Source organism: Thalassobacter stenotrophicus, assembly GCF_001458315.1.
GTDB lineage: Bacteria > Pseudomonadota > Alphaproteobacteria > Rhodobacterales > Rhodobacteraceae > Thalassobacter > Thalassobacter stenotrophicus.
This window is the reverse complement of record NZ_CYRX01000032.1, coordinates 145,572-169,753: the sequence shown is the minus strand read 5'-3', so window position 1 is coordinate 169,753 and position 24,182 is coordinate 145,572. Positions and strand designations below refer to the sequence as shown.

23 protein-coding genes are annotated in these 24,182 nt (G+C 57.9%); 9 read left to right on the top strand and 14 right to left on the bottom strand.

Features of this window, described 5'->3' with window-relative positions; all coding sequences use genetic code 11:
- Nucleotides 1-27: 27 nt before the first annotated feature.
- The 6 genes from THS5294_RS14345 to THS5294_RS14320 all read right to left on the bottom strand — a co-directional run bounded on the left by THS5294_RS14345 (nucleotide 28) and on the right by THS5294_RS14320 (nucleotide 6,152).
- Nucleotides 28-810, bottom strand: a complete 783-nt coding sequence (locus THS5294_RS14345) for a phosphodiesterase (RefSeq protein WP_058124290.1) — start codon at nucleotides 808-810, stop codon at nucleotides 28-30.
- Entirely contained in the window at nucleotides 807-1,634 is an 828-nt protein-coding gene (locus tag THS5294_RS14340; protein WP_058124289.1) for a phosphodiesterase, read from the bottom strand. The genes THS5294_RS14345 and THS5294_RS14340 overlap by 4 nt, the downstream gene beginning before the upstream one ends.
- Nucleotides 1,635-1,694: 60 nt before the next feature.
- The gene (locus tag THS5294_RS14335; protein WP_058124288.1) at nucleotides 1,695-2,942 is read right to left on the bottom strand and encodes an ABC transporter substrate-binding protein; all 1,248 of its coding nucleotides are present in this window, start codon (nucleotides 2,940-2,942) and stop codon (nucleotides 1,695-1,697) included.
- A 120-nt stretch (nucleotides 2,943-3,062) separates the two neighbouring features.
- Nucleotides 3,063-4,025, bottom strand: coding sequence for a carbohydrate ABC transporter permease (locus THS5294_RS14330; protein ID WP_058124287.1), 963 nt, complete (start codon nucleotides 4,023-4,025; stop codon nucleotides 3,063-3,065).
- Entirely contained in the window at nucleotides 4,025-4,996 is a 972-nt protein-coding gene (locus THS5294_RS14325; protein WP_058124286.1) for a carbohydrate ABC transporter permease, read from the bottom strand. Before THS5294_RS14325 ends, THS5294_RS14330 begins: the two co-directional genes overlap by 1 nt.
- A 1-nt stretch (nucleotide 4,997) precedes the next feature.
- Nucleotides 4,998-6,152, bottom strand: a complete 1,155-nt coding sequence (locus THS5294_RS14320) for an ABC transporter ATP-binding protein (RefSeq protein ID WP_058124285.1) — start codon at nucleotides 6,150-6,152, stop codon at nucleotides 4,998-5,000.
- A gap of 108 nt (nucleotides 6,153-6,260) precedes the next feature.
- Here THS5294_RS14320 and THS5294_RS14315 point away from each other — a divergent pair, with 108 nt between their 5' ends.
- The 3 genes from THS5294_RS14315 (at nucleotide 6,261) to THS5294_RS14305 (ending at nucleotide 9,431) form a co-directional block, all read left to right on the top strand.
- Nucleotides 6,261-7,124, top strand: a complete 864-nt coding sequence (locus tag THS5294_RS14315; protein WP_058124284.1) for a LysR family transcriptional regulator — start codon at nucleotides 6,261-6,263, stop codon at nucleotides 7,122-7,124.
- 215 nt (nucleotides 7,125-7,339) lie between these two features.
- On the top strand, nucleotides 7,340-8,227 hold the full coding sequence (locus tag THS5294_RS14310) for a tyrosine-type recombinase/integrase (protein WP_058124261.1): 888 nt from the start codon (nucleotides 7,340-7,342) through the stop codon (nucleotides 8,225-8,227).
- Nucleotides 8,228-8,237: 10 nt separating this feature from the next.
- Nucleotides 8,238-9,431: an IS91 family transposase gene (locus tag THS5294_RS14305; RefSeq protein ID WP_058124260.1), complete on the top strand. Its 1,194-nt coding sequence runs from the start codon at nucleotides 8,238-8,240 to the stop codon at nucleotides 9,429-9,431.
- Nucleotides 9,432-9,990: 559 nt separating this feature from the next.
- Here THS5294_RS14305 and THS5294_RS14300 read toward each other — a convergent pair.
- On the bottom strand, nucleotides 9,991-10,419 hold the full coding sequence (locus THS5294_RS14300) for an organic hydroperoxide resistance protein (protein WP_058124283.1): 429 nt from the start codon (nucleotides 10,417-10,419) through the stop codon (nucleotides 9,991-9,993).
- A gap of 104 nt (nucleotides 10,420-10,523) precedes the next feature.
- On the opposite strand from THS5294_RS14300, the gene THS5294_RS14295 reads away from it, so the two are divergent.
- Both THS5294_RS14295 and THS5294_RS14290 read left to right on the top strand, forming a co-directional pair.
- Nucleotides 10,524-11,009 (top strand): MarR family winged helix-turn-helix transcriptional regulator, encoded by a 486-nt coding sequence (locus THS5294_RS14295; protein WP_058124282.1) that lies wholly within the window; start codon nucleotides 10,524-10,526, stop codon nucleotides 11,007-11,009.
- A complete protein-coding gene (locus THS5294_RS14290) occupies nucleotides 11,006-11,272 on the top strand; it encodes a cupin domain-containing protein (RefSeq protein WP_058124281.1) in 267 nt (88 codons plus the stop codon). Before THS5294_RS14295 ends, THS5294_RS14290 begins: the two co-directional genes overlap by 4 nt.
- Before the next feature lie 69 nt (nucleotides 11,273-11,341).
- On the opposite strand, the gene THS5294_RS18850 is transcribed toward THS5294_RS14290, so the two are convergent.
- Nucleotides 11,342-11,545, bottom strand: a complete 204-nt coding sequence (locus tag THS5294_RS18850) for a helix-turn-helix domain-containing protein (protein WP_082645042.1) — start codon at nucleotides 11,543-11,545, stop codon at nucleotides 11,342-11,344.
- A 162-nt stretch (nucleotides 11,546-11,707) separates the two neighbouring features.
- Here THS5294_RS18850 and THS5294_RS14285 point away from each other — a divergent pair, with 162 nt between their 5' ends.
- The 3 genes from THS5294_RS14285 to THS5294_RS14275 all read left to right on the top strand — a co-directional run bounded on the left by THS5294_RS14285 (nucleotide 11,708) and on the right by THS5294_RS14275 (nucleotide 15,191).
- Nucleotides 11,708-12,898, top strand: a complete 1,191-nt coding sequence (locus tag THS5294_RS14285) for an acyl-CoA dehydrogenase family protein (RefSeq protein WP_058124280.1) — start codon at nucleotides 11,708-11,710, stop codon at nucleotides 12,896-12,898.
- Nucleotides 12,895-13,986, top strand: coding sequence for a phosphotransferase (locus THS5294_RS14280; RefSeq protein ID WP_058124279.1), 1,092 nt, complete (start codon nucleotides 12,895-12,897; stop codon nucleotides 13,984-13,986). Before THS5294_RS14285 ends, THS5294_RS14280 begins: the two co-directional genes overlap by 4 nt.
- A gap of 89 nt (nucleotides 13,987-14,075) precedes the next feature.
- The gene (locus THS5294_RS14275) at nucleotides 14,076-15,191 is read left to right on the top strand and encodes an NADH:flavin oxidoreductase/NADH oxidase (protein WP_058124278.1); all 1,116 of its coding nucleotides are present in this window, start codon (nucleotides 14,076-14,078) and stop codon (nucleotides 15,189-15,191) included.
- A gap of 1,004 nt (nucleotides 15,192-16,195) precedes the next feature.
- On the opposite strand, the gene THS5294_RS14265 is transcribed toward THS5294_RS14275, so the two are convergent.
- From THS5294_RS14265 to THS5294_RS14240, 6 genes are read right to left on the bottom strand one after another with little or no spacing between them, the layout of a single operon-like run.
- Nucleotides 16,196-17,101 (bottom strand): hydroxymethylglutaryl-CoA lyase, encoded by a 906-nt coding sequence (locus THS5294_RS14265; RefSeq protein ID WP_058124276.1) that lies wholly within the window; start codon nucleotides 17,099-17,101, stop codon nucleotides 16,196-16,198.
- Between the two features lie 5 nt (nucleotides 17,102-17,106).
- Nucleotides 17,107-17,619, bottom strand: a complete 513-nt coding sequence (locus tag THS5294_RS14260; RefSeq protein WP_058124275.1) for a TRAP transporter small permease — start codon at nucleotides 17,617-17,619, stop codon at nucleotides 17,107-17,109.
- A gap of 20 nt (nucleotides 17,620-17,639) precedes the next feature.
- Nucleotides 17,640-18,668 carry a TRAP transporter substrate-binding protein gene (locus tag THS5294_RS14255; RefSeq protein ID WP_058124274.1) on the bottom strand — a complete coding sequence of 343 codons (1,029 nt, stop codon included), beginning with the start codon at nucleotides 18,666-18,668 and terminating at the stop codon, nucleotides 17,640-17,642.
- A gap of 36 nt (nucleotides 18,669-18,704) precedes the next feature.
- A complete protein-coding gene (locus THS5294_RS14250; protein ID WP_058124273.1) occupies nucleotides 18,705-20,000 on the bottom strand; it encodes a TRAP transporter large permease in 1,296 nt (431 codons plus the stop codon).
- A complete protein-coding gene (locus THS5294_RS14245; protein WP_058124272.1) occupies nucleotides 20,000-21,232 on the bottom strand; it encodes a CaiB/BaiF CoA transferase family protein in 1,233 nt (410 codons plus the stop codon). The genes THS5294_RS14250 and THS5294_RS14245 overlap by 1 nt, the downstream gene beginning before the upstream one ends.
- Before the next feature lie 23 nt (nucleotides 21,233-21,255).
- A complete protein-coding gene (locus THS5294_RS14240) occupies nucleotides 21,256-23,577 on the bottom strand; it encodes a thiamine pyrophosphate-binding protein (protein WP_058124271.1) in 2,322 nt (773 codons plus the stop codon).
- Between THS5294_RS14240 and THS5294_RS14235 the strand changes: the two genes are divergently transcribed.
- A complete protein-coding gene (locus THS5294_RS14235) occupies nucleotides 23,477-24,163 on the top strand; it encodes an Lrp/AsnC family transcriptional regulator (RefSeq protein WP_082645047.1) in 687 nt (228 codons plus the stop codon). The two genes, THS5294_RS14240 and THS5294_RS14235, sit on opposite strands and share 101 nt — an antisense overlap.
- Nucleotides 24,164-24,182: the final 19 nt, after the last annotated feature.

Below are 24,182 nucleotides of genomic sequence, written 5' to 3'. Positions count from 1 at the left end.
CAGTTTTGCGTAGCCTACAAGGTCATGTCATAGGAAAAACTGCTCTGAGCGGTCGGCAAAAGCGTGCAAATGAACTGTGACCTGATCGTCGCTAAGCATAACCACACCATAGGCTGGTGGTTCGCAGTTGGCCCTTATACGATCGACGGTTCCGTTCAGATCTAGTGCGACTTGATGGTTGAGGCCACGCATGCAGGAATGGCTAATGCCGCGCCAATTTCCAAAAATCGCACGATGCACATGACCAAAGAACAGGTGCCGGATACGGGCCTTATGGGGCGCAATAACATCATAGAACGTCTTAGCATCCGGCAACATGATCTGGTCCATCGCGGCTATGCCGATCTTGAATGGCGGGTGGTGCATGAACAGGAAGATCGAGCCGTCGGTTTGGTCTAGTTCGCGATCCAACCAAGCTTGGCGCGCGGGGCAGTAAGCGCCCGCATGGGATTCTGGGTCTTTTGTGTCCAACAAAAGAAACCGCCCGAACTGGGTTTCAAAGCTGCTTTGGACGAAACCGTTTTCGTCGCGCGGTATCTCTGGGAAAGCCGCACCAAAGGCAGCTGTATCGTCGTGATTACCCACCATCAGATGCGCGGGCATGTTGAGCTGTTCGATTTCGCGCGAAAACCGTTCGTAGGCCGCTGCGTCGCCCCAATGGGTCATGTCACCCGTCAGGACAACAAAGTCCGCATCGCCATGTTCCCTGTTGATAGATGCCACAGCGGCCCGCAGTCGAGCGGCGGGGTCTTGGCCATAGAGCGTCCCTTCACCAATGACATGGGTATCGGTGAGATGAATAAACTTCATTCTGCAGCAACAGGTTTGGCCCAATCGTCCCACTCTGTCCCGGAACTGAAAATCGGTCCGTCCCAAGTGAAAGGGATTTCGTGAATGGTGGTGCCCGTATCCTGGGCGAGGATCACGGCATAGGATGGGGCCATGGGGGCCCCTTGCAGCAGCTCTTGTTCGGACAGATCAGGCAGGGATTGATTTCCTGTCGAACGGACGGCAGCAAAAGGTATCCCGCACCAAGTCCCGTGCACCGGCGCATGGACATGGCCAAAGTGGATGTAATCGATGCGGTCGCGGTACTTTGTCAAAAGCGCGGCCAATGGCGCGCGATCTTCTGGCACGAGGGCGATTTTGTCTTCGGCAGGCAGGCCAAGCGGCATTGCATTGTGATGCATGAACAGACGCGCGCGGGTGCAGTCTTTCAGCTCCCTTTCCAGCCATGCGCGCCGCGCGGCGCAGAAGTGGCCAGCGTGGTTGCAGGGGGCTGTTGTATCAAGGTAGATCAAACGCGTGCCGTCCACCGTTTCCGCGTGGTTGATGAAACCTGCGGAGTCTTTGGGCTGATCTGGGAAGGCTGCAAGAAAGGCGGCGCGGTCATCGTGATTGCCAATCAGCAAACGCACAGGACAGGGCAAATCGTTGAGTGCATCTACAAGTGTCGCATAGGCCGCAGGTTCGCCCCAGTGGGTCAAATCGCCTGTGATGATGATCCGCACTGCGTCGCTATGCTGGGATCGCACGTCGTCGAGCGCTTGCGCGAAACGCTTGTGGGGGTTCAATCCGCCCATGCGTTCACCGGGAGCCGTTAAATGAATGTCGGAGATATGCACTAGCTTCATGAACATGACCTTTCTAGAATGGAAATCTGGCCGCCCTCGAAAGGGCGACCAGAGGTTGATTTAGCCGTTTGGCAGTAGGTCGGCGATTTCTTCGACCAATTCTTCCTGAAGCTCTTTCATGTCGGTGGCGTCACCGGTGACGATGCGTTCGATGCCGTCATAGATCACCTGCGTGATGGCCAGGCCGTTATCGCCGGGGTAGGCCAACCAGTCGCGCAACAGCGGAAGCTGGTCCACAGCTGTCTGCTTGTTAGGGTTCTGGTCGTAGAAATCGGCGAGGATGATCTCGTTTGCGGCCTTGTTGGGTGGCATGTAGCCCGTGGTCTTAGCCACTTCTGCAGCACCTTCACCAGAGGTGATGAATTTCAACCAAGTCCATGCCGCTTCGCGCACGGCAGGATCGTCTGAGGTCGAGGTCAGCATCGCTGCGTTCCCGCCTGCTGGCAGACCTTTAGGGGTGCCGTCGAGACCGGGGAATGGACCTGTGACAAGTTCAAAATCGCCTTGGCTACGCTCAACCGCGCCGAGGGCTGACGTGGACCAGAACATCATGCCAACATCACCCGCAGAGAAAGATGACAACGCGGCCTTCCATTCGAGGTTCTGCATCTCACACTCTGTGAAGATTTCCTGCATCTGTTCAAGAGCGACCAGTGCCTCAGGGCTGTCCATGGTCACGCGGCCTGCTTCGACGATGGCTTTGTCCTGGCTCCATAACAGGGCCTGTACAAACCAGTTGCCAGTGATGTTCCAGCCCCAGAAAATCGGGTTGTCGATGCCATTGGCTTTCATGGTTTTACAGGCTGTGATGACCTCGTCCCATGTTGTTGGCAATTCAGAGATGCCACCTTCACGCAGGATATCCATGTTGTAATAGCCAACCGGCAGAGAGATCGAGAACGGTAGACCGTAAACTTCGTCGTTAAAGGTCGACAGGGACAGCATCGCTTCATGGTAACCATCTGTTTCAAAATTGGTCTCCGCAGCAATGAACGGGGCCAATGACTGGGCGATGCCTTTGTCGACCAATGGCGCCTGACGGTTCAGACCCTGCATGGTGACGTCTGGCAAATTACCTGCGACAGCCTCGCGTAGGACTGTGTTGGTGGCATCCTCATAAGATTCATAAGTGGCGCGGAACTTTACCTCGATATTCGGATGCGCAGCCTGAAAAGCTGGCATCATCGCTTCGTAGGTCACGTCAAACAGGTGGCTATAGGGATAGGCGAACTCGATCGTCACCTTGTCTTCGGCGAAAGCGGCAGAGGCAGAAAGCGCCAGAGCCATTGCAGTTACGGTATTTTTCACTATGTTTACTCCAGTTGGCGGGGACGTCCGGTTTGGCGATTGGTAGACCCCAATGATGTTCCCCCAATGGGGGCGATGATCCCCTTTCGGGGCTATGGGTAGGGCGGGCCAAGGCGCGCCCTACTTCATTCCAGACAGCGTGATCCCATCGATAAAGCGGCGCTGTGCCAGCAGAAACGCGACGATCAGCGGTGTGACGATCACAGTGGCCGTGGCCATCATCGGGCCGAAGAAAGACCCGTCTCCATCGCCTTTGAATTCGCGCAAACCCAGTGGCGGGGTGAACAGATCGCGGTTGCCGGTGACAACGATGCGCGGCCAGAAATAATCGTTCCAATGGGCCACCACAGAAAAGATGGCAAAGGCCAAAAGCGCGGGTATCGCCGTGGGCAACATGACCCGCCAGACGATGGCTAGCTCGGACATCCCGTCCATCCGCGCGGCATCAATCAGATCGTCTGGCACGGTCATAAAGAACTGACGCATCAGGAAAATTCCAAAGACCGAAATCGTCCAAGGCACGACAAGGGCGGCATAAGTGTTGGTCAGCCCCAGCTTTGCCAGCCCGATATAAAGCGGCAATGCAATCGCGTGGACGGGGATCAAGAGGCAGAACAGGACCAGCCCGAACACCGCATCACGCCCCCAGAAATTCAGCTTTGCCAATGCATAGGCCGCAGGTAGGGCAACAACGCTTTGAATGAGGAAAATCGAAAGCGTGACGGCCACGCCATTCAGAAGATAGCGGACAAGCGGCGCTTCGGTGAAGGCTTTGGAGTAGTTGAAAAGGGCAGGCCGCATGGAACAGTCCGCCTCAGTCTCGGCCAAAAGAGAGGCCTGCACGCTGGCGTCGTCTTGGCCCACAAATCGCGCGCGGGCGGCTTCAATATCGGCGCGGCCCGGCTGGCGCAGGGCGACACAGCGCGGATCGATCATCATCTCCTGGCGGCCGAAAAAGCCGCCTTCGCCGCGGTCGATTTCGCCGGGGCTTTTGAACGAATAGCTGACCATCATGTAGAACGGCGCCAGCACAATAATCGCGCCAAGGATCAGCACCAGATGTTTCCACCAATCACGTGTCATCAGTAGTGCACCTTGCGTTCGACCAGCCAGCGCTGGATCAGGGTCAGAAACATGACGAACAGCAGGAACAACATGGTGATGGCCGAGCCGATCCCAATCAGGTTCTGCTGGATGCCTTTCTCAAAGATCGCGAACATCATTACGTAGGCGGATTTGTTCGGTCCACCGCCCTGCGGCCAGAAGGCCTCGATCGTATCGAAGACTTGGAAGGCGCGGATGCAGGAGATGGTCACGACAAAGACAGTGGTCGGTCCGAGCGCAGGCCATGTGACCAGTCGGAACCGCTCCCACCCGGAGCGGGCACCATCCATTTCTGCGGCGTGGTACAGCTCTCGATGCACCGAGGTTAATCCGGCCAAAAACAACACCATGTTAAAGCCGAAGCCCTGCCAGATACCAATAAAGCAAACCACCCAGATCGCGTAGTCACGATCCCCCAACCAAATTGGGAAGCCATCGGCGCAGCCACCTGCAAAGAAGGGGATGACCTCAAGCCACGTCCCGCACGCCATCTCTAACGTGCGGTTCACCATGCCAATGGTCGGATGCAGCATAAATTCCCAAGCAATAGCCATTGCCAGAAGCGTTGCCATCACCGGCAGGAAATAGATCGTCTTGTAGATATCCCCGATGCGGCCCAGTGAGTGAACCAGTAAGGCCGCTCCAAGGCCAAGGCCCACGGAAATTGGCACTACGGTCACCACGTAAGTAAAGGTCGCGACAAACATCTTTTCATAAGTGGAGCGGGCGAACAGGCGCTCGTAGTTTTGCAGTCCGACCCAACCAAAACCAGAGTTGCCCAACGAATAATTGGTGAAAGACAGAACACCAGCCAGAATGATCGGCACCAGCAGTATCAAAACCATTAGAACCAAGGCAGGCGTTGCCAACATCCAACCTGTACGGGCTTGTCTGTTGTCTGCTTTGGGCTTGGTGACCCTTGTGGCCCCGCTGGCGTCCACGGCCACCATGTCAGGCCACCTCAGCTGCACGGGTGGCAGCAACTTCGGCCTTGCGCAACCGTGCGCCGTCTGCGTCGAACAACATCACTGAATTCAGATCAAAGCTCAGGCCAACTTGCACCCCCAGACCCAAACTGTGCCGCTGCGCTGGTATGGCCCGCAGGGTCACCCGCGATCCATTGCTATCTAAGGCAACTTGGGCAAAGATCTCTGCCCCAAGGTTTTCCAGATGCACAACCCGCCCCGTCAAAAGCGGCGCGGTTTGGGTCAATCGCAGCGCCTCGGGGCGCAGGCCCATCTGCATCAACTTTGGACTGTCAGCAGAGAAGTGAGCACTCAAAACCTGATCAAACACCGTCAGCACGGTGCCGTTGCGCTCCACCGGCAAGATATTGATCTTGGGCGAGCCGATAAATTCAGCCACGCGAATGTCGTCGGGGTCTTCATAGATCACATCAGGGGGGGCACACTGTAGGATTTCGCCTCCCATCATCACCGCAATCCGGTCGGACATGGTCATGGCTTCGACCTGATCGTGGGTGACGTAGATAAACGTCGCCTGCAGGCGGCGGTGCAGCTCAGCGATCTCTGTGCGGGTTTGAACGCGCAGTTTCGCATCAAGGTTTGACAGTGGTTCATCCAACAAGAACGCGGCCGGATCGCGGACCAAGGCCCGCCCCAAAGCAACCCTCTGTCGCTGCCCGCCCGACAATTGCCCCGGTTTGCGATCAAGAAGAGGCGCGATTTCCAGTATCTGGGCTGCATGGCTGACCGCTTGGGCGATATCGCCCGCCTGCGCCCGCGCACTGGGCAAAAGACCGCCCAGCAAAGGCAAGCGCTGCAGCGCTGTCATTTGACGCATCTGCAAAGGCACTGCGATATTCTCGGCCACAGTCAAATGCGGGTAGAGCGCGTAGGATTGAAACACCATCGACAGATTGCGGTCCGCCGCGCGGAGCTGTGTCACATCTGCTCCACCGATTGCGATGGTGCCGGTCGTTGGTGTCTCCAGCCCTGCGATAATCCGCAAGAGAGTCGATTTTCCGCAACCAGATGGGCCCACCAGCGAAATGAACTCTCCATCCTTCACGTCCAAGGTCACCCCTTTCAAGACGGAGGTCTCTCCGAAGAGCTTGGTGACAGATGCGATGTGCAAATCTGACATGTGATTCCCCTTTGGTTCAACCAAAGGAATAGGTGGCGGGCACAACAGTTTTGTGTCGTCATATTAGTGAAACCGATGGGTTCTATCTGAGGGGCAAAAGGAAAGATAATGCGCCCTAACCACCATCAATTCGAAGCCTTTGCCTATGTCGTCCGTGAGGGGAGCTTTTCCGCCGCTGCCGCACGGCTGGGCGTCACCCAATCAACGATCACGCAACATATTGCCAACCTTGAAAAGAGCGTCGGGACACTTCTTTTGCTGCGCGGACGCGACGGGGTGGAACTGACCCCGACCGGACAGGATTTTTTTGATCTGGCAGACCGCATGATTGCCCTCAGTGCAGAGGTCACCGAAAGGCTCGAAGGATTCAACGCTATGAAAGAAGGGCGTCTCAAGATCATCGGAAATGCGCCACAACCCGCGCTGAAGACCATCGCACGATTTCAGCGCCGTTTTCCCGATATCTGCGTCGACTTTGGGCTTTATGATTGGACGACGGCCAAATCAATGATTGCCAACCGCCTTGCGGATGTAGGCTTGATCACGGATGCGCCCGATCATGAGCATTGGGAAAAGATCCATATAGAAAGCGCGCGCTACATGATCTATTGCCGAAGCGATCACCCTTTCGCGAAGCGCACCAAGGTTTCACTGTCTGAACTTGAGCAAGAGACAGTCATTGTGCCCGAGAAGGGGTCGCTCACGCGCCGCTTACTTGATCGCGCTTGTGATCGTTACGAGATATCGCTTCATCGTGTGGCTACCATGACGACCTTCCCTTTGATGTGCGAAGCAGTGTTGCAGGGCATTGGTGTGGCGGTGTTCCTGCAAAACAGCAGCCTGATCAAAAGCAATCTTTGCGAAATTGACATCGAAGAAATGCCTGAAGCCCGGGACACGTCCCTTATCGCCACCAAAGACCGGGCGCGGTTGAAGCTCGTTTCAGAATTCATCAATGCCGCCATTGAATGAGAGTTCTCCAAGCGTTTAGTTCCACTTTGCTAACTAAAAGCGGCCGTTCATGTGTCCTGCAGCATTGGGAGGGTTGGGCTCAGAGGACGAAGCCGCTCGCGCGGCACTGGCGCTTGTGGCAAGCGTATTGAAGCATCCCACATGTTGGCGGATTTTGCGATCTGGCTGATCTGTTTGACGATTGAGGTTTCTCAATCGACAGACAGGAGGATTTCATGGTCAGCGAGAGAACAACACCGCTTCGGGAGCGGATGATCGAAGACATGCGCATTCGGGGTCTGGGGCACCAATCGCAGCGATCTCATATCCGGGCAGTAAAGGATTTTGCTGCGTTTCTGGGGCATTCACCGGATACGGCTACGCGTGAGGAGCTGCGCGCGTATCAACTTCACATGACGGATAACGAGGTCACGCCCTCGGTTTACAACGCGCGGATCACTGCTCTGCGTTTCTTTTTCTCGATGACCTGCGGGCGTGATGAGATGAAGAAGTACATGCAATTCCGCACCGAGCCACGCAAGCTGCCCGCTGTGCTCAGCGTTGAGGAAGTCTCTGAACTTCTGGCCGTAGCACCTGGTCCCGGGCTCAAATATCGCGCGGCGCTCAGTATCTCTTATGGTGCGGGTCTGCGCGCCTCTGAGGTTTGCAATCTGACGACCGGCGATATCGACAGCGACCGAATGCTAATTCACGTCGTGCAGGGCAAGGGGCGGAAGGATCGTAAGGTGATGCTGTCGCCGGGATTGCTTGACCTGTTGCGTGACTATTGGTGCGAGGCGCGGCCTGAAGGATGGATGTTTCCGGGCAAGCCGAAGATCAACCCGATCTCGCCGCGCCAGTTGAACCGGGCCTTCACATCGGCCAAACGCATGGCCGGGATCAACAAACCCGCAACGCTGCACACGCTCCGGCACAGTTTTGCGACCCATCTGCTGGAATCAGGGACGGATGTTCGAGTGATCCAAGTGCTGTTAGGCCATGCCAAGCTGACGACAACAGCGCAGTACACCAAAGTCGCCACAAAGATGATCCGGGATACAACCAGCCCGTTTGAGGCGCTCAAGCAGTTGAACCTCCAGACACGCAAGAAGCGACCGGAGTGACGGACGGGGATTGCCGCGCGCAAGGCTGGAGGTTGCTGACATATTCCGCAAGCATGGTCCCGCGTGGCGGCGGGCCAATGCAGGGCATATCAGCCTGAGCCAGCTTAAGGTGATGTCAGCGATAGAGGCCTGCCGGACCGAGGCGCTCGGTGGGCATGTGGCAGCCTGCACCAAGTGCAGCCATCAGCACATTGCGTATAATTCCTGCAAAAACCGGCACTGTCCAAAGTGTCAGGGACCCGCTGCGCGCGACTGGATGGCGGCACGGGCCGAAGACTTGCTGCCCGTCGAGTATTTCCATGTCGTCTTCACGCTACCAGCCGAGATTGCCAGGATCGCCCTCTGGAACAAGCGCGCCATTTACGGCCTGCTGTTCCGGGCGTCCGCCGAGACCGTGACGACCATCGCCGCTGATCCCAAGCGCCTCGGCGCACGCGTTGGCATGACCAGCGTGTTGCACACATGGGGGTCTGCGCTCACCCATCACCCACACATCCACATGATCGTCCCCGGCGGTGGCTTGTCGCGCGACGGCAACCAATGGGTGGCGTGCAAGCCGGGGTTCTTCCTGCATGTGCGGGTGCTGTCACGGTTGTTCCGACGCCTATTCATCGAAGGACTGATGGTGTTGCATCGCTCGGGTGATCTGGCGTTTTATAGTGACCTAAAAGGGCTGGCTGAGACCGGTGCATTTGCAAACTGGTTGGCCCCGTTCCGCAAAATTGAATGGGTGGTCTATGCCAAACCACCGTTCGGCGGACCCGGGGCAGTTCTAGCCTACCTCAGTCGTTACACGCACCGTGTCGCGATCTCGAACCAGCGCCTCTTCAGCGCCGATGCAAACACCGTCGCGTTCCGATGGAAGGACTATCGCATCAAGAGTGGTGACCGGCAAAAGGTGATGCGCCTGACAACGGACGAGTTCATCCGCCGTTTCCTGATGCATGTTCTCCCCGACGGGTTCCACCGGATCCGGCACTATGGCCTGCTGGCGTCCGCGCAACGTAAAACCAATATTGCAAAGGTCCGAGCCCTGATTGGGGCGAGCCCGCCAGAGCAAGAACCACCATCCGAGGATGATCCCACACCATTCACATTGCGGGAACCGTGCCCCTGTTGCGGCGGCACAATGCTGATCATCGAAACGTTCAAGCGCGGCCAGGTTCCCCGATCCCGCGCTCCACCAAGGAAACAGGCCGCATGACTGACTGCCCGTTCATCCCGCCCAATGCGATCCGGTTGTTTCTGCAACACCGGCCAAAATCACTTGTGCGCAGCGATCCAGCAAATCACGTTAAAGGTACAAACCGGCAGCGACCCAGCTCCCATCTTAGGCAAGCGAGCGGGCAAAACGTACGAACCGCCGTCTTCAATCTGACCAAAAACGTATCGGCAGCAGTCACAAGCCCGACAGACAGCGCTCTTTCCCCATAGACACCGCCCAGCCCCCGCGGCTTCCTCCCTGAGAGATTTTCCAACGCGGGCCACAGTCGAGCCAAGCCGAAAGATTGCACCCTGGCCCGCATCAGAAAATCTTCATCAGAACTGCCGTTCGCCGCGACGGGCACGAACGGCTGCTAACCCAAACGAGGCTTAGAGTGTCAATTCGCCCCTCCCGCAAACGACCCCAAATAGGGCGGTATATTCGCTTGCTCACCCAAATTTCTGTTTTTCGTCTTACAGTTTGGGGACCACGCGATTTGAACTTAGGACAGCAATGGCCGTCCAGGACAGCCATTGCCTACTGCTCGCGTGTTTAGTGGTCAGGCAACCTCTGTCTCAACCTGAATATTACCATTTGTAGCGTTGGAATAGGGGCAGATGTGATGTCCGCGCTCCGCGATCTTTTCGGCGACCGTTGCCTCTACGCCGGGCATGTTGACGACCAGCTTGACCTTCAGGCCAAAACCGCCGTCGCTGCGCGGGCCGATCCCGACATGGGCGTTCACCGTGGCGTCGTCCGGCACCTTGCCCAGCTTTTCGCTCTGCGCCGCAAACCGCATCGCACCCAGATAGCATGCGGCATAGCCAAGCGCGAAGAGCTCTTCGGGGTTGTGACCTGCGCCTGACCCGCCCAATTCCTTGGGCGGAGTCATGTTCAGGTCAAGCGTACCTGATTTCAGCGCAGTTGTGCCTTCACGGCCTCCGCCTGTGGCGTGGGCTTCGGTCCAGTATTTAATATCGGTAGACATAGGATTCTCCTTGTGCACGATTTAATTGTGCGCATGTCATAGACGCTCTTGATACCGGATGTCAATTGCTTGCAATTAAATCGTGCACTATGTAAGTGGATCGAATGACAATGGCCCCATCAGACATGATCTGTTTCGCGCTCTACTCAGCGACGCACGCGATGCAGCAGGCCTATCGCCCGTTGCTGGACGCGCTTGGGATCACCTATCCACAGTATCTGGTACTGCGTGTTCTGTGGGCGGAAAAGGCACCAATGAACGTCAGCGGCATTGGTGGCATGCTTTATCTGGATTCCAGCACGGTCACGCCACTTCTCAAACGGCTTGAGGCTGCGGGGTTGGTCACGCGCAATCGTGATCCGCATGATGAGCGCAAGGTTCATGTGACCCTCACCGATGCGGGCGGCGAAATGGAAGGGCGCGCTGCGCATGTCTCTGCCTGCATATTCGAACGAACGGGGCTGGATGCCCGCGCTTTGGAGCGTTTGCACGCCGAGGTTTCGGACCTTGGTGAACGGCTGCGCGCCTCCTCAAAACCCGAACTGCGGCCCGACAGCCGCGAAGTTTCAGTACAGAAAGCGACCACATGACGAGAGATGAGTTTGAAGACACCGCCCGCAGTGACGGCTACGGTGAGCCAAAGCGGGTTCGCTTCGATCCGTCGTCGCGCAGCGAAACGCACAGTCACGACCAAGTGTCATTTGTCTACGTCCTCGAAGGTGAATTTATCCTGAACACGGACGATGGTGCACCGCGATACGACCCGGGTGAAACCTGCATCCTCCCGAAGGACGTAAATCACGCCGAGGAGGCCGGCCCGGACGGGGCAACCATTTTGGTCGCTCGCAAATAAACTGACGCGCGCGCCGTCGCCGCAGGTATTGACCCTGCGGTGGTTCCGGGCGTAAATTTTACAGTACCCTCACGAACCAACAGCGAACCTTTGTCTGTAAGACTGCGGAACCAGTCCGGTCAGCCGCAGAAATACCTTTCTGAACGCAGCGGGATCGCGGTATCCTACCTGCCGCGAAATCTGGTCTACGGGACATTGGGTCGTCTCAAACATTTCTTGGGCTTTTCCACCCGCCAGATTGAGCAATAGCCCCCGTGGGTATACCTGCCTCACGTTGTTCTACAGCATTGCCGGGAAAGCTATACGCTGCGCGACACGCTTTTACCGCGCAACGCTAACGGCAAGATACTCAAACGACAGATCAAGCAAGAGCTTGGATTTGAATCCCCCCTGACGCGCTGAACGCGACGCGATACCCGAAAAGGATAATTACATATGAATACTCATCTGGAACGGCAGGGAATATCTCAACGTGCGCTCGACATCGCGGACAAGGTCGAAGCCTTTGTGCGCGAAACCGTGGCCCCGTTCGAAGGCGATCTCCGCTGCGGCCCCCACGGTCCGTCAGAAGCACTTGCCGATGAATTGAAGGCCCTTGGTCGAGCGGCAGGGGTGATGACGCCGCATATTCTGGATGATGGCGGGCACCTGACGCAACGCGAAACGGCAGCAGTGCTGATCCGGTCGGGCCTGTCCCCGCTGGGGCCGCTGGCCTGTCACACCTGTGCGCCGGACGAGGGCAACATGTACCTTCTGGGCAAAGTCGCCTCGCCTGAGTTAAAGGAACGGTTTCTGCCGCGCATGGTGGATGGCAGCATGCGGTCGGCATTTTTTATGACCGAACCCGCCGAAGATGGCGGTGCTGGGTCTGACCCGTCGATGATGCAGACCACCTGCAAGATGGATGGCAATCACTGGGTGATCAACGGATCCAAGACCTATATCACCGGGGCCGACGGCGCGGGCATGGGCATTATCATGGCAAAATCCGACGAGGGGGCCTGCATGTTCCTGGTCGATCTGCCCGATCCCGCAATCCAGATCGTGCGGGTGATGGACACCATCGACAGTTCAATGCCTGGGGGCCATTCGGTGATCACCATCGACAACCTGCGAGTCCCGGCGGATCAGATGCTGGGCGCGTCGGGCGAGGGGTTCAAATACGCGCAGGTCCGTCTGGCACCCGCCCGTCTTAGCCACTGCATGCGATGGCTTGGGGCCTGCGTCCGTGCCAATGAAATCGCCACCGATTATGCAAACCGCCGGATGGCCTTTGGTAAACCGCTGGTTGATCACGAAGGCGTCGGTTTCATGCTGGCCGAGAACCTGATCGATCTCAAGCAGGCCGAGTTGATGACCTATTGGTGCGCCGATGTTTTGGACACAGGGGCGCAGGGCGGTGCCGAAAGCTCGATGGCCAAGGTTGCCGTGTCCGAAGCGCTGATGCGTGTGGCCGATCGCTGCGTGCAATGCATGGGCGGGCAGGGCGTGACGGCGGACACGATCGTCGAACAAGTGTTCCGCGAAATCCGCGCCTTCCGTATCTATGACGGCCCCACCGAAGTGCACAAATGGAGCCTTGCCAAAAAGATCAAGCGCGACTGGAAAGCGGAGAACGCCGCGTGACCACCTCTGCCACCGATCAAGATGCCAATTTGGGAGTAGGGCCTGTGCGTCCGGGCTTTGGCCTGGACCAAGACGCGCTGACACGATGGATGGCGGAAAACGTCGATGGCTTTGACGGCCCTCTCGAGATGTTTGAATTTCGCGGCGGCCAGTCGAACCCGACCTACAAGCTGGTGACACCCGGCAAGACCTATGTGCTGCGCCGCAAACCGCCCGGACAACTGGCCAAAGGTGCCCATGCGGTCGACCGCGAGGCGCGAGTGCTGACGGCCCTTGGGCAGACCGGGTTTCCCGTCGCCCATGTCCATGCGGTTTGTCTGGACGAGACCATCATCGGCAGTTGGTTCTTCATCATGGACATGGTCGAGGGGCGGATCTTCTGGGATGCCACCTTGCCGGATGTTTCTGCAGACGAACGACCTGCCTATTTCTCGGCGATGAACGCCACCTTGGCGCAGCTTCACCAGATCGATCCAAGCGCCGTCGGGCTTGAGGATTATGGCCGCGGCGGCAATTATTTCGAACGTCAGATCAGTCGCTGGACCCGATCCTATCTGGCAGACACGGATGCCAGGCGGGATCCGGGTATGGAGATGTTGATCGACTTTCTGCCAACCGCCATCCCCGACAGTGATGAGACCTGCATCGTGCATGGTGATTTTCGCTGCGATAACCTGATCTTCCACCCCACAGAACCAAAGGTCATCGCGGTGCTGGATTGGGAACTGTCGACCCTTGGGCACCCGCTGGCCGATTTCACCTATCATTCCATGATGTACCGGATGCCGCCCCAGGTCGTCGCGGGGTTGGGCGATGTCGATCCCACCACCCTGAACATCCCAGACGAGGCTTCCTATGTGGCGCAGTATTGCGCCGCGACCGGGCGTACGGGCATTCCCGATTACGAATTCTACATCACCTTCAACTTTTTCCGTATGGCCGCGATCTTTCACGGCATCAAAGGGCGCGTTATCCGGGGGTCAGCGGCATCGGCGCATTCGGCGGCACGGGTTGAACACTATCCACGCCTTGTGAAACTCGCGGTCGATGCGGCGGAAGCCTATAAATCAAGCGCTCGGAACGTCTGATCCGCCTGCGTACAGGCCCCGATACGTCATCACCAAATAAACGGCGCACCCCAAGACCGTGCGCCCAACCCCAAGTTGGAACTGTTACCATGAGCCTTCTCTTTCAAACTCTGAACATCGGCACGCTGCCCCTTGCGAACCGCATCATCATCGCGCCGATGTGCCAATATTCAGCCGTCGACGGCAATGCGCAGGATTGGCACCTGATGCATCTTGGCCATCTGGCCCTGTCAGGTGCCGGCCTGATGATCATCGAAGCCACCGCCGTCTCGCCTGAGGGGCGCATCACTCCCGGTGATCTGGGCCTCTATTCAGACGACAACGAGACGGCGCTGGCCCGTGTGGTTGTCGCCATCCGCACCTCATCTGACATGCCACTGGCGATCCAATTGGCGCATGCGGGGCGCAAGGCGTCCAGTCGGGCCCCATGGGAAGGCGGCGGGCAGATCTTGCCGGATGCGGCGCAAGGATGGAAGGGCGAGGCTCCCTCGGCCTTGCCGCACGCACCGGGCGAAGACACCCCCACCGCGTTGGACGCCGAAGGGTTGGAGCGCGTCAAGGATGCGTTCGTGCAGACCGCGAAACGCTCGGTTCGGCTGGGCTTTCAAGGGATCGAACTGCACATGGCGCATGGCTATTTGCTGCATCAATTCCTATCGCCCCTGTCCAATGAAAGAACCGACGACTACGGCGGCAGCCAGCGGGCGCGCATGCGCTTCCCGCTTGAGGTGTTTGACGCGGTCAAGGCGGCGGTGCCTGACGACATGCCCGTCTGGGTGCGCGTATCAGCCACCGACTGGGTGCCGGGAGGCTGGGATTTGGACAGCACAGTGGCGCTTGCCCAAGCCCTGAAAGAGCGTGGTTGCGCAGCGATCCATGTCTCGACCGGCGGCGTATCCCCCAAGCAGCAAATCCCGGTTGGCCCCGGATTTCAGGTGCCCTTTGCCGCCCGCATCAAGGCCGAGACCGGCCTGCCGACCATCGCCGTGGGTTTGATCACCGAACCCGAACAGGCCGAAAAGATCTTGCAGGACGGCGATGCCGACGCAATCGCGCTGGCTCGAAGCATGCTTTATAATCCGCGCTGGCCCTGGCATGCGGCGGCTGCACTGGGGGCACAGGTCGAAGCGCCCGAACAGTATTGGCGCTCGCAGCCCCGCGAATTTGCGACACTGTTCAAGGACATGAAGGTCGGACAACGGTAGCACCGGGGGGCTTGCGCAATGAACCCGGTCATCCATGAGGATAAAGTCAACGGCACCCCGCCATCCGAGTGCACGGCGGCGGACCAAGTCAGGGAGTACAGTAACCCATGACTCGGCACTGTCAGAAGAAAACCTGTTGAGGCGGGCAGGGCGAGCAATTAGCGTCGCGGGATGACAAAACGCGGTTCTGATGGATTGGACATCCCCCACCTAGCGTTGTGCTAGGATTGAGTGGTGGAAACTATCAGGAGGTTATTACGATGGAAAATTTGGATCTTGTCGGCATAGATCCGGCAAAGAATGTATTTCAGCTTCATGGTTGTAGCTCGACAGGGGAAGTCATTTTTCGCAAACAGGTCAAGCGCAACAAACTGCTTTAGTTCATTTCTGAGCTGCGAAAGTGCACTATTGCGATGGAGGGTGTTGTCACATTAACGGGCCTGAGGTTGCTGGTTTGTTGATCTGGGAGTAGGCGGTGTCGATGCAAACAGAGAAAATCAGCTATAGTGGTCCAGCGCTTCGCACTGATCATCAGACCGTTCAGGTAGAACTCCCTCGCCCATTCCGTGGCCGCATCAGTCGCTCCTCGATATCTCGCCGGGCGACCACCTTGGTCCAGTTGGTCCTCCCCATCGACGCTCAGGAAGTCTCCGTAGCGCAGGCTGAAAACGTCTGCGGGGCTTTCGGGCTTCCCCAGGAACCCAGTCCCGGCCTGACGCGCCTTCATGGCCTTGGTGAACTGGTGAACCTCCTCATAGGCCGTGTTCCGAGTTGGAGTTGATACGTGCAACAAGACCCATCTCTGATTTCTTTCGTGTTGAAAATCAGCAAACTACAAATCGCAGATTACGTTAGTGTCCGATTTGGGGGAGGTAGCTCAGTTCGCGTGATCTGAATATGCGTTGACGCCTTGGAAAAGCACCGGCTGACAGTTTCAGGCGGTGCTCTTATATTCAATGGGTTCGCATTGAATGGACCTACATTTTAAAACGTATTGACCAAGATCATGCAGCCCGATGCCTGGGGACGTGGCGCAAGTGGCTTCCGGTGATACCGCCGGGCAGAGCATGGATGCGGTCAGCAGTTTGCAGCAAAAGCCCAATGTCGATTCCGGTTGGCAGCCCGCCTTCGTTGAAAGCAAAGACCAGATCCTCTGTCGCGGTGTTGCCTGTGGCCCCCGGCGCGAATGGACAGCCGCCAAGCCCTGCGGCGGCTGTATCGAAAACGTTCACACCGCTGTGCCATGCAGCCATCGCGTTGGCGACGCCTTGCCCGAAGGTGTCATGCCCGTGAAACGCCCAGGTGTTGGCCTGCGTTTGCGGCAGGGCGATAGCCGCTGCAAACCGTGCGGCGACGACGAAAGGGTTGGCGCGACCAGTTGTGTCGCAAAATGCGACTTCCGCGTGCGGCGCAATCTGTGTCACGGCGCGCACGGCATCCAGAACGGTGCCTTGCCCAATTGCCCCGTCAAACGGGCAGTCAAACGCTGTCGCCAGGTCCACGCGCAAGCGCGTCCGGGCTGGCAAATCTGTGACGATCCTTGCCAACCCGTCTAGGGACTGTGCCACGCTTTGGCGCACGTTGTTCTGATTATGGGTTTCCGAGATGGAAAAGACATAGACCATGTCGGTGATACCAGCGCTCAGCGCCGCCTGTGCGCCGCGCTGGTTTGGCACCAACGCAGACAGCCGCGCGGGCAGGTCGCGCACGCCGTCGACGATGTCGGCCATATCGGCCATTTGTGGCACCGCCTTTGGGCTGACGAAACTGCCGATCTCGATCCTTGTACAGCCTGTGGCGGCAAGATCGCGGATGATGGCAATCTTTTCATCGGTTGGCAGCGGTGCCATGATCGACTGAAAACCGTCACGTGGGGCGACTTCACATATTTCTGGGTGTCTTTGGGTCATTGGTTTCAAATCTCTTGCAGGTCTTGATGGTCATCGCCCGATGGGGCTTTGCCCATCACGGCATCCAGCGCGTTAAAAAGGAACTGAAGCGCAAGCATGCCGAACCCGAGTGGCAGCAAGGCATAAGGGTACACCATCGGCGTGCCGAAGCTGGAGGAAACACGTTCACCGAAGTCCCACGCCTGATGGGCCATAATAACGCCGCGCCACGTCATGATCGCGCTAAAGATCATTCCGATCACTGCAATAACAAGCCGCGTAAACCGTTGGGCAGATGTGCCCAGCATATCGACAAAAAAAGTGATGCGGATGTGGCTATCGGTGCGTTGAACGTCCGCCGCGGTCATCGCCGCGACGAACACAATCAGGAACGTATTGATCTCAAGCGACCAAGACGTCGGGGCCGTGAACACATAACGCATGAAGGCATCGTAACAGATGGTAATCATCATAAAGGCCAGAACGACCTGTCCGGCGATCTGAAATGCCTGTGCAATTCGCTTGAAGATATGTTTCACGGTCCCGTTCCCTTCGTGGCTTAGCTGCTTGTGCCCATGGCAAGCGCGATGGCGCGTTCGCCAACATCGGCGCCGACCTCTTTGATCCATGCTTCGCGTACACCCGCGCTGGCTTCATCCAATGCTGCCAGGTCTTCTTCAGAGGGTTCGATGATCTCGATCCCAGCGTCGCTGATGATCGGCCAGAATTCATCGGGATAGATTGAATTGTTCGCCTCGGCTGCGCCGTTTTCATCCAGCCAATCGGCGGCTTCGCCAAAAGCTGCGCGTTCATCTTCGGTCATCTTTTCCCACCGCTTAGTGGTGGTGAACAGGCCAATTCCAAACGCGGTCAGCGGTAGTTTGTAGACCTGGTGCAACTGTTCTTGAAGCGACCGCCCGATGATGGTCGAGATGTTGGCGACCGCTGCATCCACGGTGCCACGTTGCAACGCGAGGTAAAGCTCGGAGGACGGGATGCGCACGGCCGCGGCCCCGAACCCTTCGACAACCTGCGTGGCTTCAAAGCTGACAACGCGAACCTTCTTGCCATCGATGTCCGTAAGCGAACGGACCGGTGCGGCTGTTGTGCTCCAAAGGTATTCAGGCTGAAGAATGTTACCCATCATCGAGGCCATATAAAGACCTTCCTTGCCTAACTCTTCGTTGATCAGATCGAAAAGGGGGCTGCCTTTCTTCAGGCGATCGGGGTTTTCATACAGCGCTTCAACCACTCCCGGCAGGCCTGTGATGCCCAAGATGGGCACGGACCGGGTGATGTAGCTGGACGTGTGGAACATGAAGTCGATCGCACCCGACAACAAAGCAGGCAGTTGTTCGTCAGCCTTCAACAGCTTGCCGCTGTCATAATAATCGACGGTGACGGCATCGCTTTTACCTAAACGCTCGACAAAGCCGTTAGAGCCGAAGGACAGAGCTTTGTAGCTGGGCGGCAGATAGCTGACGCCCGTCAGGGTCGTTTTGGCCCACGCAGGTGACGCAAAGGTCAGGGCGGTTGTGCCCGCAAGTGCGGCGGACGTTTTCAAAAAACTGCGGCGATCATAGGTCATTCTTGGTTCCTCCTAATGGAATGACAGGGGCCCGGTTCAAAGCAAATTAGGCAGCCAAAGGCTGAGTGCAGGGAACAGGACAAAGATCATCAACATCACAAACTGGACGAAGACGAAGGGAATTACGGCGCGGATGATTTCTTCGACGCGCAGCATCGGGCAGACACCGCGCAGCGCATAGAGGTTGAGTCCCACGGGGGGCGTCACTACGGCAATCTCAAGGTTCATCACCAATACGATGCCGAACCACAGGGGATCATAGCCAAGCGTCACGATCAACGGCAACAGGATCGGCGTGGTCACCACGATCAGCGACACAGCATCGACCAACATGCCCAGCAAGACCAACGCCAGCATGATGATCACAAGAATCCCCCACGCGGGCAGATTCGTTGCCGTCAGCGCTGCACTTACATTCTCCGGGACACGCACCAGATTGAGATAGTCCCCGAATATCTTTGCGCAGCCCATGATCAACAGGATCGCGCCTGACACTTTGACCGACGACGCAAACACCGATGTCAGGGTTTTCCAATCAAGGACACGAAACACGACACCGCCGATAAAAAGCGCACCTGCCGCACCAAAGGCGGCGGCCTCGGACGGGGTAGCGATACCCGAATAAATTGCGCCGAGCACGATAAAGACCAGCAACAGCGCGTGCCAGATGCCGCCCAAGGCCCGCATCCGTTCGCGCAACGGGGCCCTTGTGCCAGTGTCCAGCGGCGCTTCCTCGGGGTTCAGCGAGGCGCGGACATAGATGTACAGACAAAGCGCCAGGGCCAGCGCAATCCCCGGCACAATGCCTCCGATAAACAGCTTGCCGACGGATACGCCGGAGACCGCCCCGTAAATGATGAACGGAACCGATGGTGGGATCAGCATGGCCAACGCCCCTGACGATGCGACCGACCCGGCGGCAATGCCGCGCGAATAGCCCCGGTCAAGCATCTGCGGCACCGCAATGGATCCGACGGCGGCAACACCAGCCACCGACACGCCTGATACGGCCCCAAAGATGGCCGAGGCCCCAACGGTAGAAATCGCCAGCCCACCGCGTAGCCATGACAGCCAAAGCGACGCGGCATGAAACAGATTTTTGCCGACCGGAGTCGCCCCCAGCAGGTTGCCCATCAGGATAAACAGCGGCAAAGCGATCAGTTCAAAAGAATTAAGCTGCCCGAAAAAAGAGGTTGGCGCAAAGAAGAACGCAAGCGATCCGCGCGCCATATAGAGGCCCAAAAGACCGCTTGCGCCAAGCGCCAGAAAGATAGGTGCGCCAAAGCCGATCATCCCGATCAACATGACGACAACGAGGATGGGTTCTATCATCAGGATGTACTTTCTTGGCCGTGCGCGGCGTAGGTGACTTCGGGGCCGACGATGCCCGCCTTGGCCAGATCCGCCACCGCGGCGGCGTCATACCCAAGTTCTTGCAAAATCTCGGCTGTATCCGCGCCCAGTTTAGGGCCCAAAGACCGCACGTGGCCGGGGCTTTCCGACAGGCGGGGAAAGACATTCTGCATTGCAAGGCTTCCGCCGTTGCCGTCTGCCACCCGCACAATGGATTGCCGCGCGGCGAAATGCGGATCTTCGACCATTTCGCGGGCGGTATAGGCCAACCCCACGGGCACACCCGCCTGCGCCAGCGTGTTAAGGATGTGCTGCGCGTTGTGCTGGCGGGTCCATTCACCGACGCGGGCATCCAAGGCATCGGCGTTTTGACCACGTGCACGGTGGTCCGCGTAGTCAGGATGATCGGCCAGTTCGGGTGCCCCCATCGCTTCGCAAAGCCGACGATAGACGGTGTCTTGGTTGGCCCCGATGATCACATCGCGGCCATCGGCGGTAGGGTAGGCGTTGGAGGGGGCGATGCCGGGCAGGGACGACCCGTGGCGTTCGCGAATATGGTCTGCTGCATCGTATTCCGCAACCATGGATTCGGTCAGGTGCAGGACGCTTTCAAAGATCGAACTGTCTACGATTTGCCCGCGTCCGGTTTTATGCCGATGCTGAAGCGCCAGCAACACCCCCATCGCCGCGTTGATCCCGGCCATCGAATCCCCCAGCGACAGACCGACACGCACCGGCGCCCGGTCGGGGTAGCCCGAAATGTGGCGCAATCCGCCCATCGCTTCGCAGACCGAGGCAAAGCCGGCTTGCTTGGCATAGGGCCCATCCTGTCCAAAGCCCGACACACGCGCCATGATCAGGCGCGGGTTAATCCGGCTTAGGGCATCATATCCAAGCTCCCAGCGTTCCATGGTGCCAGGGCGAAAATTCTCGATCAGGACATCTGCCGTGGCGACCAGATCCCGCAGTACCTGTTGGCCCTCAGGCTCGCGCAAATCCAGCGTGATGGACCGCTTGCCGCGGGCGATAACCTGCCACCAGACCGGTTTTCCGTCCTTGTCGGCGCGGCCCCATTGCCGCATCACGTCCCCGACTTTGGGCGGTTCGACCTTGATGACCTCCGCACCATAATCGGCCATCAACTGGCCGCAGAAAGGCCCCGCAATCAGCTGCCCCAACTCGATCACTCGAATATCGTTCAGTGGTCCCATATGGTTGCTCCCCCTCCAGGATGTCATGTGCATAGGTTTCGTCCGGGCGTTAGCGTCGCAACCCGTGCCGCAATGGCGTGGGCATCCAGTCCGAATTGATGATAAAGATCACCGATGGTGCCTGTCTGCCCAAACTCTTCGACACCGCAGGGCATGACGCGGTGACCCCCGACGCCGCCCAGCCAACTGAGCGTTGCGGGGTGGCCGTCGATGACTGTCAGGATGCTGCAATGTCCAGGCAGGTTTCCCAGTAATCTCTCGATCTGCGAGGGTGCCATGTGTCGACCACCGGCCCGCGATTTCTGCGCCGCGCTCCACCCTGCGTGCAGCCGGTCGGCCGACGTCACGGCCAAAACCCCGATGTCACGCCGCCCGTTGCCGATCATTCCCGCTGCGGCAATCGCTTCGGGGGCGACCACGCCTTGATAGGCGATCACCACATCGCAGTTGGGGCCGGGTTCGCGCAGCCAATAGCCCCCTTCAATCACATCCGCCGCAAAGCTGTCCCCGCCGCGTGGACCGATCTGTTCCAACGGATTTGTCGATAGCCGCAGATAAACAGACCCACCGTCGTCAGCCTGCAGATAGCCAAAAGCCCACTCCATGATAATGGCCAATTCGTCGGCGAAAGCGGGTTCAAACGCGGTCAGCCCCGGTTGGCTCATCCCGACCAAGGGGGTGCCGATGGATTGGTGCGCGCCGCCTTCGGGCGCAAGCGTCACGCCCGAAGGCGTTCCGACAAGCATGAACCGCGCATCCTGATAGCAGGCGTAGTTCAGCGCATCGAGCGCGCGGGAAACGAACGGATCATAGACCGTGCCAATCGGGATCAGCCGGCGCCCGAAAAGCGACGTCGACAGACCGCCCGCTGCCAACAACAGACACAGGTTCATTTCAGCGATGCCCAGTTCGATGTGCTGCCCGTCAGGCGAGAATTCCCATTTCGCTGTCGACGGTATCTTGTGCGACTTGAACACGTCTGGGCGGGGATTGCGCCCGAACAGCTTGCGGCGGTTGACCCACGGCCCAAGACTTGTAGTGCCCGTTACATCGGGTGATGTCGTGACGATCCTGTCCGACAGCGCGGTCTGCGCCTTGGCCAGCCCGTCAAGGATTTTCCCAAACGCCATCTGGGTCGAGATTTCACGATCTTGCGGGGCGGCAAGGGCAGGCACAGGCAACGTCGCATCCTGATAGCGCCGCCTGCCTTGCGCAAAGAAGGGCACGTCGTCAAGATATCTGCGCAAGGCTTGAGGGTCGGGCACGGTGGCGAAGGGATCCCATTCCTCGCCTTTCTCTACGCCCATGTGGTCTTGCCATGTGTCCATCTGGGCGGTCGTCATCAGTCCGCCGTGGTTGTCCTTGTGCCCCGCGATGGGTGTGCCCCAACCCTTGATCGTATAGGCCAGAAAACAGACCGGGCGGTCGTGGTCGATGGCGTCAAAGACCTCGGCCATGGTCTGAACGCAGTTCCCGCCAAGGTTCTCCATTAGGTCCGCCAGTTCGTCATCCGAGCGCCGCTCGATCAGCGCCGTCAAATCGCCCTGATCCCCCAGGTCATTCATCAATTGTTGCCGCCAGACACTGCCCCCCATGAAGGTCAGGGCCGCATATTCAGAGTTGGAACAGCGGTCGATCCAGTCGCGCAATGCAATGCCGCCCGGCTCTTCGAAGGCCGCGCGTTGCAGTTTTCCATATTTGACCTTGACCACATCCCACCCAAAAGCGTCAAAGGTCTTCTCTATACGCTGGAACAGACCCTCGTGAACGATCCCGTCCAACGACTGGCGATTGTAGTCCACGACCCACCACACATTTCGCAGATCGTTCTTCCAGCCCTCTTGCAGGCATTCATAGACGTTGCCCTCGTCCAACTCGGCATCGCCGACCAGTGCCACCATGCGTCCCAACGGGCGATCAGCCCCCCAGGATTTCGAAGTTACATAATCCTGTATGATCGAGGCAAACGACGTGATTGCCACACCAAGCCCGACCGATCCGGTGGAAAAATCCACATCATCCACATCCTTGGTGCGCGACGGATAGGATTGCGCGCCGCCAAAGCCCCGAAAGGCTTGTAGTTTTTCACGGCTGATCTGGCCCATCAGATACTGCATCGCATGAAAAACCGGCGACGCGTGAGGCTTGACCGCCACCCTGTCCTCAGGCCTCAGTGCCGAGAAATACAGCGCGGTCATGATGGAAACCATCGACGCCGAAGACGCTTGGTGTCCGCCGATCTTGATGCCGTCTTGCTTGGCGCGGAGATGGTTGGCGTTATGGATCATCCAATGTGACAACCACAGCAGGCGCTGTTCAATTGTCTTGAGATTTACGTCTTGCATTGATGGTCCTCACCTGTGTTGGCTGTATCGTATACAAAACGGTTTGGAGGATTCCTGCGAATGTCGTATCACTCCAACTTATCAAAACAGGAAATACCTACGAAAGTTGATAAACTTGGGGAAAATAGCTAATCTTGACGAGATAGACATAAGAATCTTGCGCGCCGTGCAGCAATCAGGTCGAATCTCTGTTCAATTTTTGGGTGAAACAGTCGGGCTCAGTGCTACTCCGGTTTCGCGCCGATTGAAGCGTCTCGAGGACAGTGGTGTCATCACGGGGTATACCGCCATTCTGGACGAAGCTGCCATCGGATTTGAGGTTTCGGTCTTTGTTTCCGTGAAACTTGACCGTCAGATCGACAATGCGCTGAACCAGTTTGAAACTGCCATAAACGCAATGGCCGAAGTCGTTGATTGCTGGCTCATGACGGGCAGCCGCGACTATTTACTGCGGGTGTCGGCGCGCAACATGGCAGATTTCGAACAGTTCCTTGTCGGGCGGCTTACCAAAGTCAAAGGCGTGGCCGAAATCGAGAGCTCGATCCCATTGCGTCGCATGAAATCAACCGGAACGCGGACGCTGTGACACACACCCGCAAGAGAAA

Excerpts from the sequence above, each read along its gene's own strand:
- THS5294_RS14345 (WP_058124290.1), bottom strand. The coding sequence starts at position 810 with ATGAAGTTTATTCATCTCACCGATACCCATGTCATTGGTGAAGGGACG.
- THS5294_RS14340 (WP_058124289.1), bottom strand. The coding sequence starts at position 1,634 with ATGAAGCTAGTGCATATCTCCGACATTCATTTAACGGCTCCCGGTGAA.
- THS5294_RS14330 (WP_058124287.1), bottom strand. The coding sequence starts at position 4,025 with ATGACACGTGATTGGTGGAAACATCTGGTGCTGATCCTTGGCGCGATT.
- THS5294_RS14325 (WP_058124286.1), bottom strand. The coding sequence starts at position 4,996 with ATGGTGGCCGTGGACGCCAGCGGGGCCACAAGGGTCACCAAGCCCAAA.
- THS5294_RS14320 (WP_058124285.1), bottom strand. The coding sequence starts at position 6,152 with ATGTCAGATTTGCACATCGCATCTGTCACCAAGCTCTTCGGAGAGACC.
- THS5294_RS14315 (WP_058124284.1), top strand. The coding sequence starts at position 6,261 with ATGCGCCCTAACCACCATCAATTCGAAGCCTTTGCCTATGTCGTCCGT.
- THS5294_RS14310 (WP_058124261.1), top strand. The coding sequence starts at position 7,340 with ATGGTCAGCGAGAGAACAACACCGCTTCGGGAGCGGATGATCGAAGAC.
- THS5294_RS14300 (WP_058124283.1), bottom strand. The coding sequence starts at position 10,419 with ATGTCTACCGATATTAAATACTGGACCGAAGCCCACGCCACAGGCGGA.
- THS5294_RS14295 (WP_058124282.1), top strand. The coding sequence starts at position 10,524 with ATGACAATGGCCCCATCAGACATGATCTGTTTCGCGCTCTACTCAGCG.
- THS5294_RS14290 (WP_058124281.1), top strand. The coding sequence starts at position 11,006 with ATGACGAGAGATGAGTTTGAAGACACCGCCCGCAGTGACGGCTACGGT.
- THS5294_RS14285 (WP_058124280.1), top strand. The coding sequence starts at position 11,708 with ATGAATACTCATCTGGAACGGCAGGGAATATCTCAACGTGCGCTCGAC.
- THS5294_RS14275 (WP_058124278.1), top strand. The coding sequence starts at position 14,076 with ATGAGCCTTCTCTTTCAAACTCTGAACATCGGCACGCTGCCCCTTGCG.
- THS5294_RS14265 (WP_058124276.1), bottom strand. The coding sequence starts at position 17,101 with ATGACCCAAAGACACCCAGAAATATGTGAAGTCGCCCCACGTGACGGT.
- THS5294_RS14255 (WP_058124274.1), bottom strand. The coding sequence starts at position 18,668 with ATGACCTATGATCGCCGCAGTTTTTTGAAAACGTCCGCCGCACTTGCG.
- THS5294_RS14250 (WP_058124273.1), bottom strand. The coding sequence starts at position 20,000 with ATGATAGAACCCATCCTCGTTGTCGTCATGTTGATCGGGATGATCGGC.
- THS5294_RS14245 (WP_058124272.1), bottom strand. The coding sequence starts at position 21,232 with ATGGGACCACTGAACGATATTCGAGTGATCGAGTTGGGGCAGCTGATT.
- THS5294_RS14235 (WP_082645047.1), top strand. The coding sequence starts at position 23,477 with ATGCCGTCTTGCTTGGCGCGGAGATGGTTGGCGTTATGGATCATCCAA.
- THS5294_RS14240 (WP_058124271.1), bottom strand. The coding sequence starts at position 23,577 with ATGCAAGACGTAAATCTCAAGACAATTGAACAGCGCCTGCTGTGGTTG.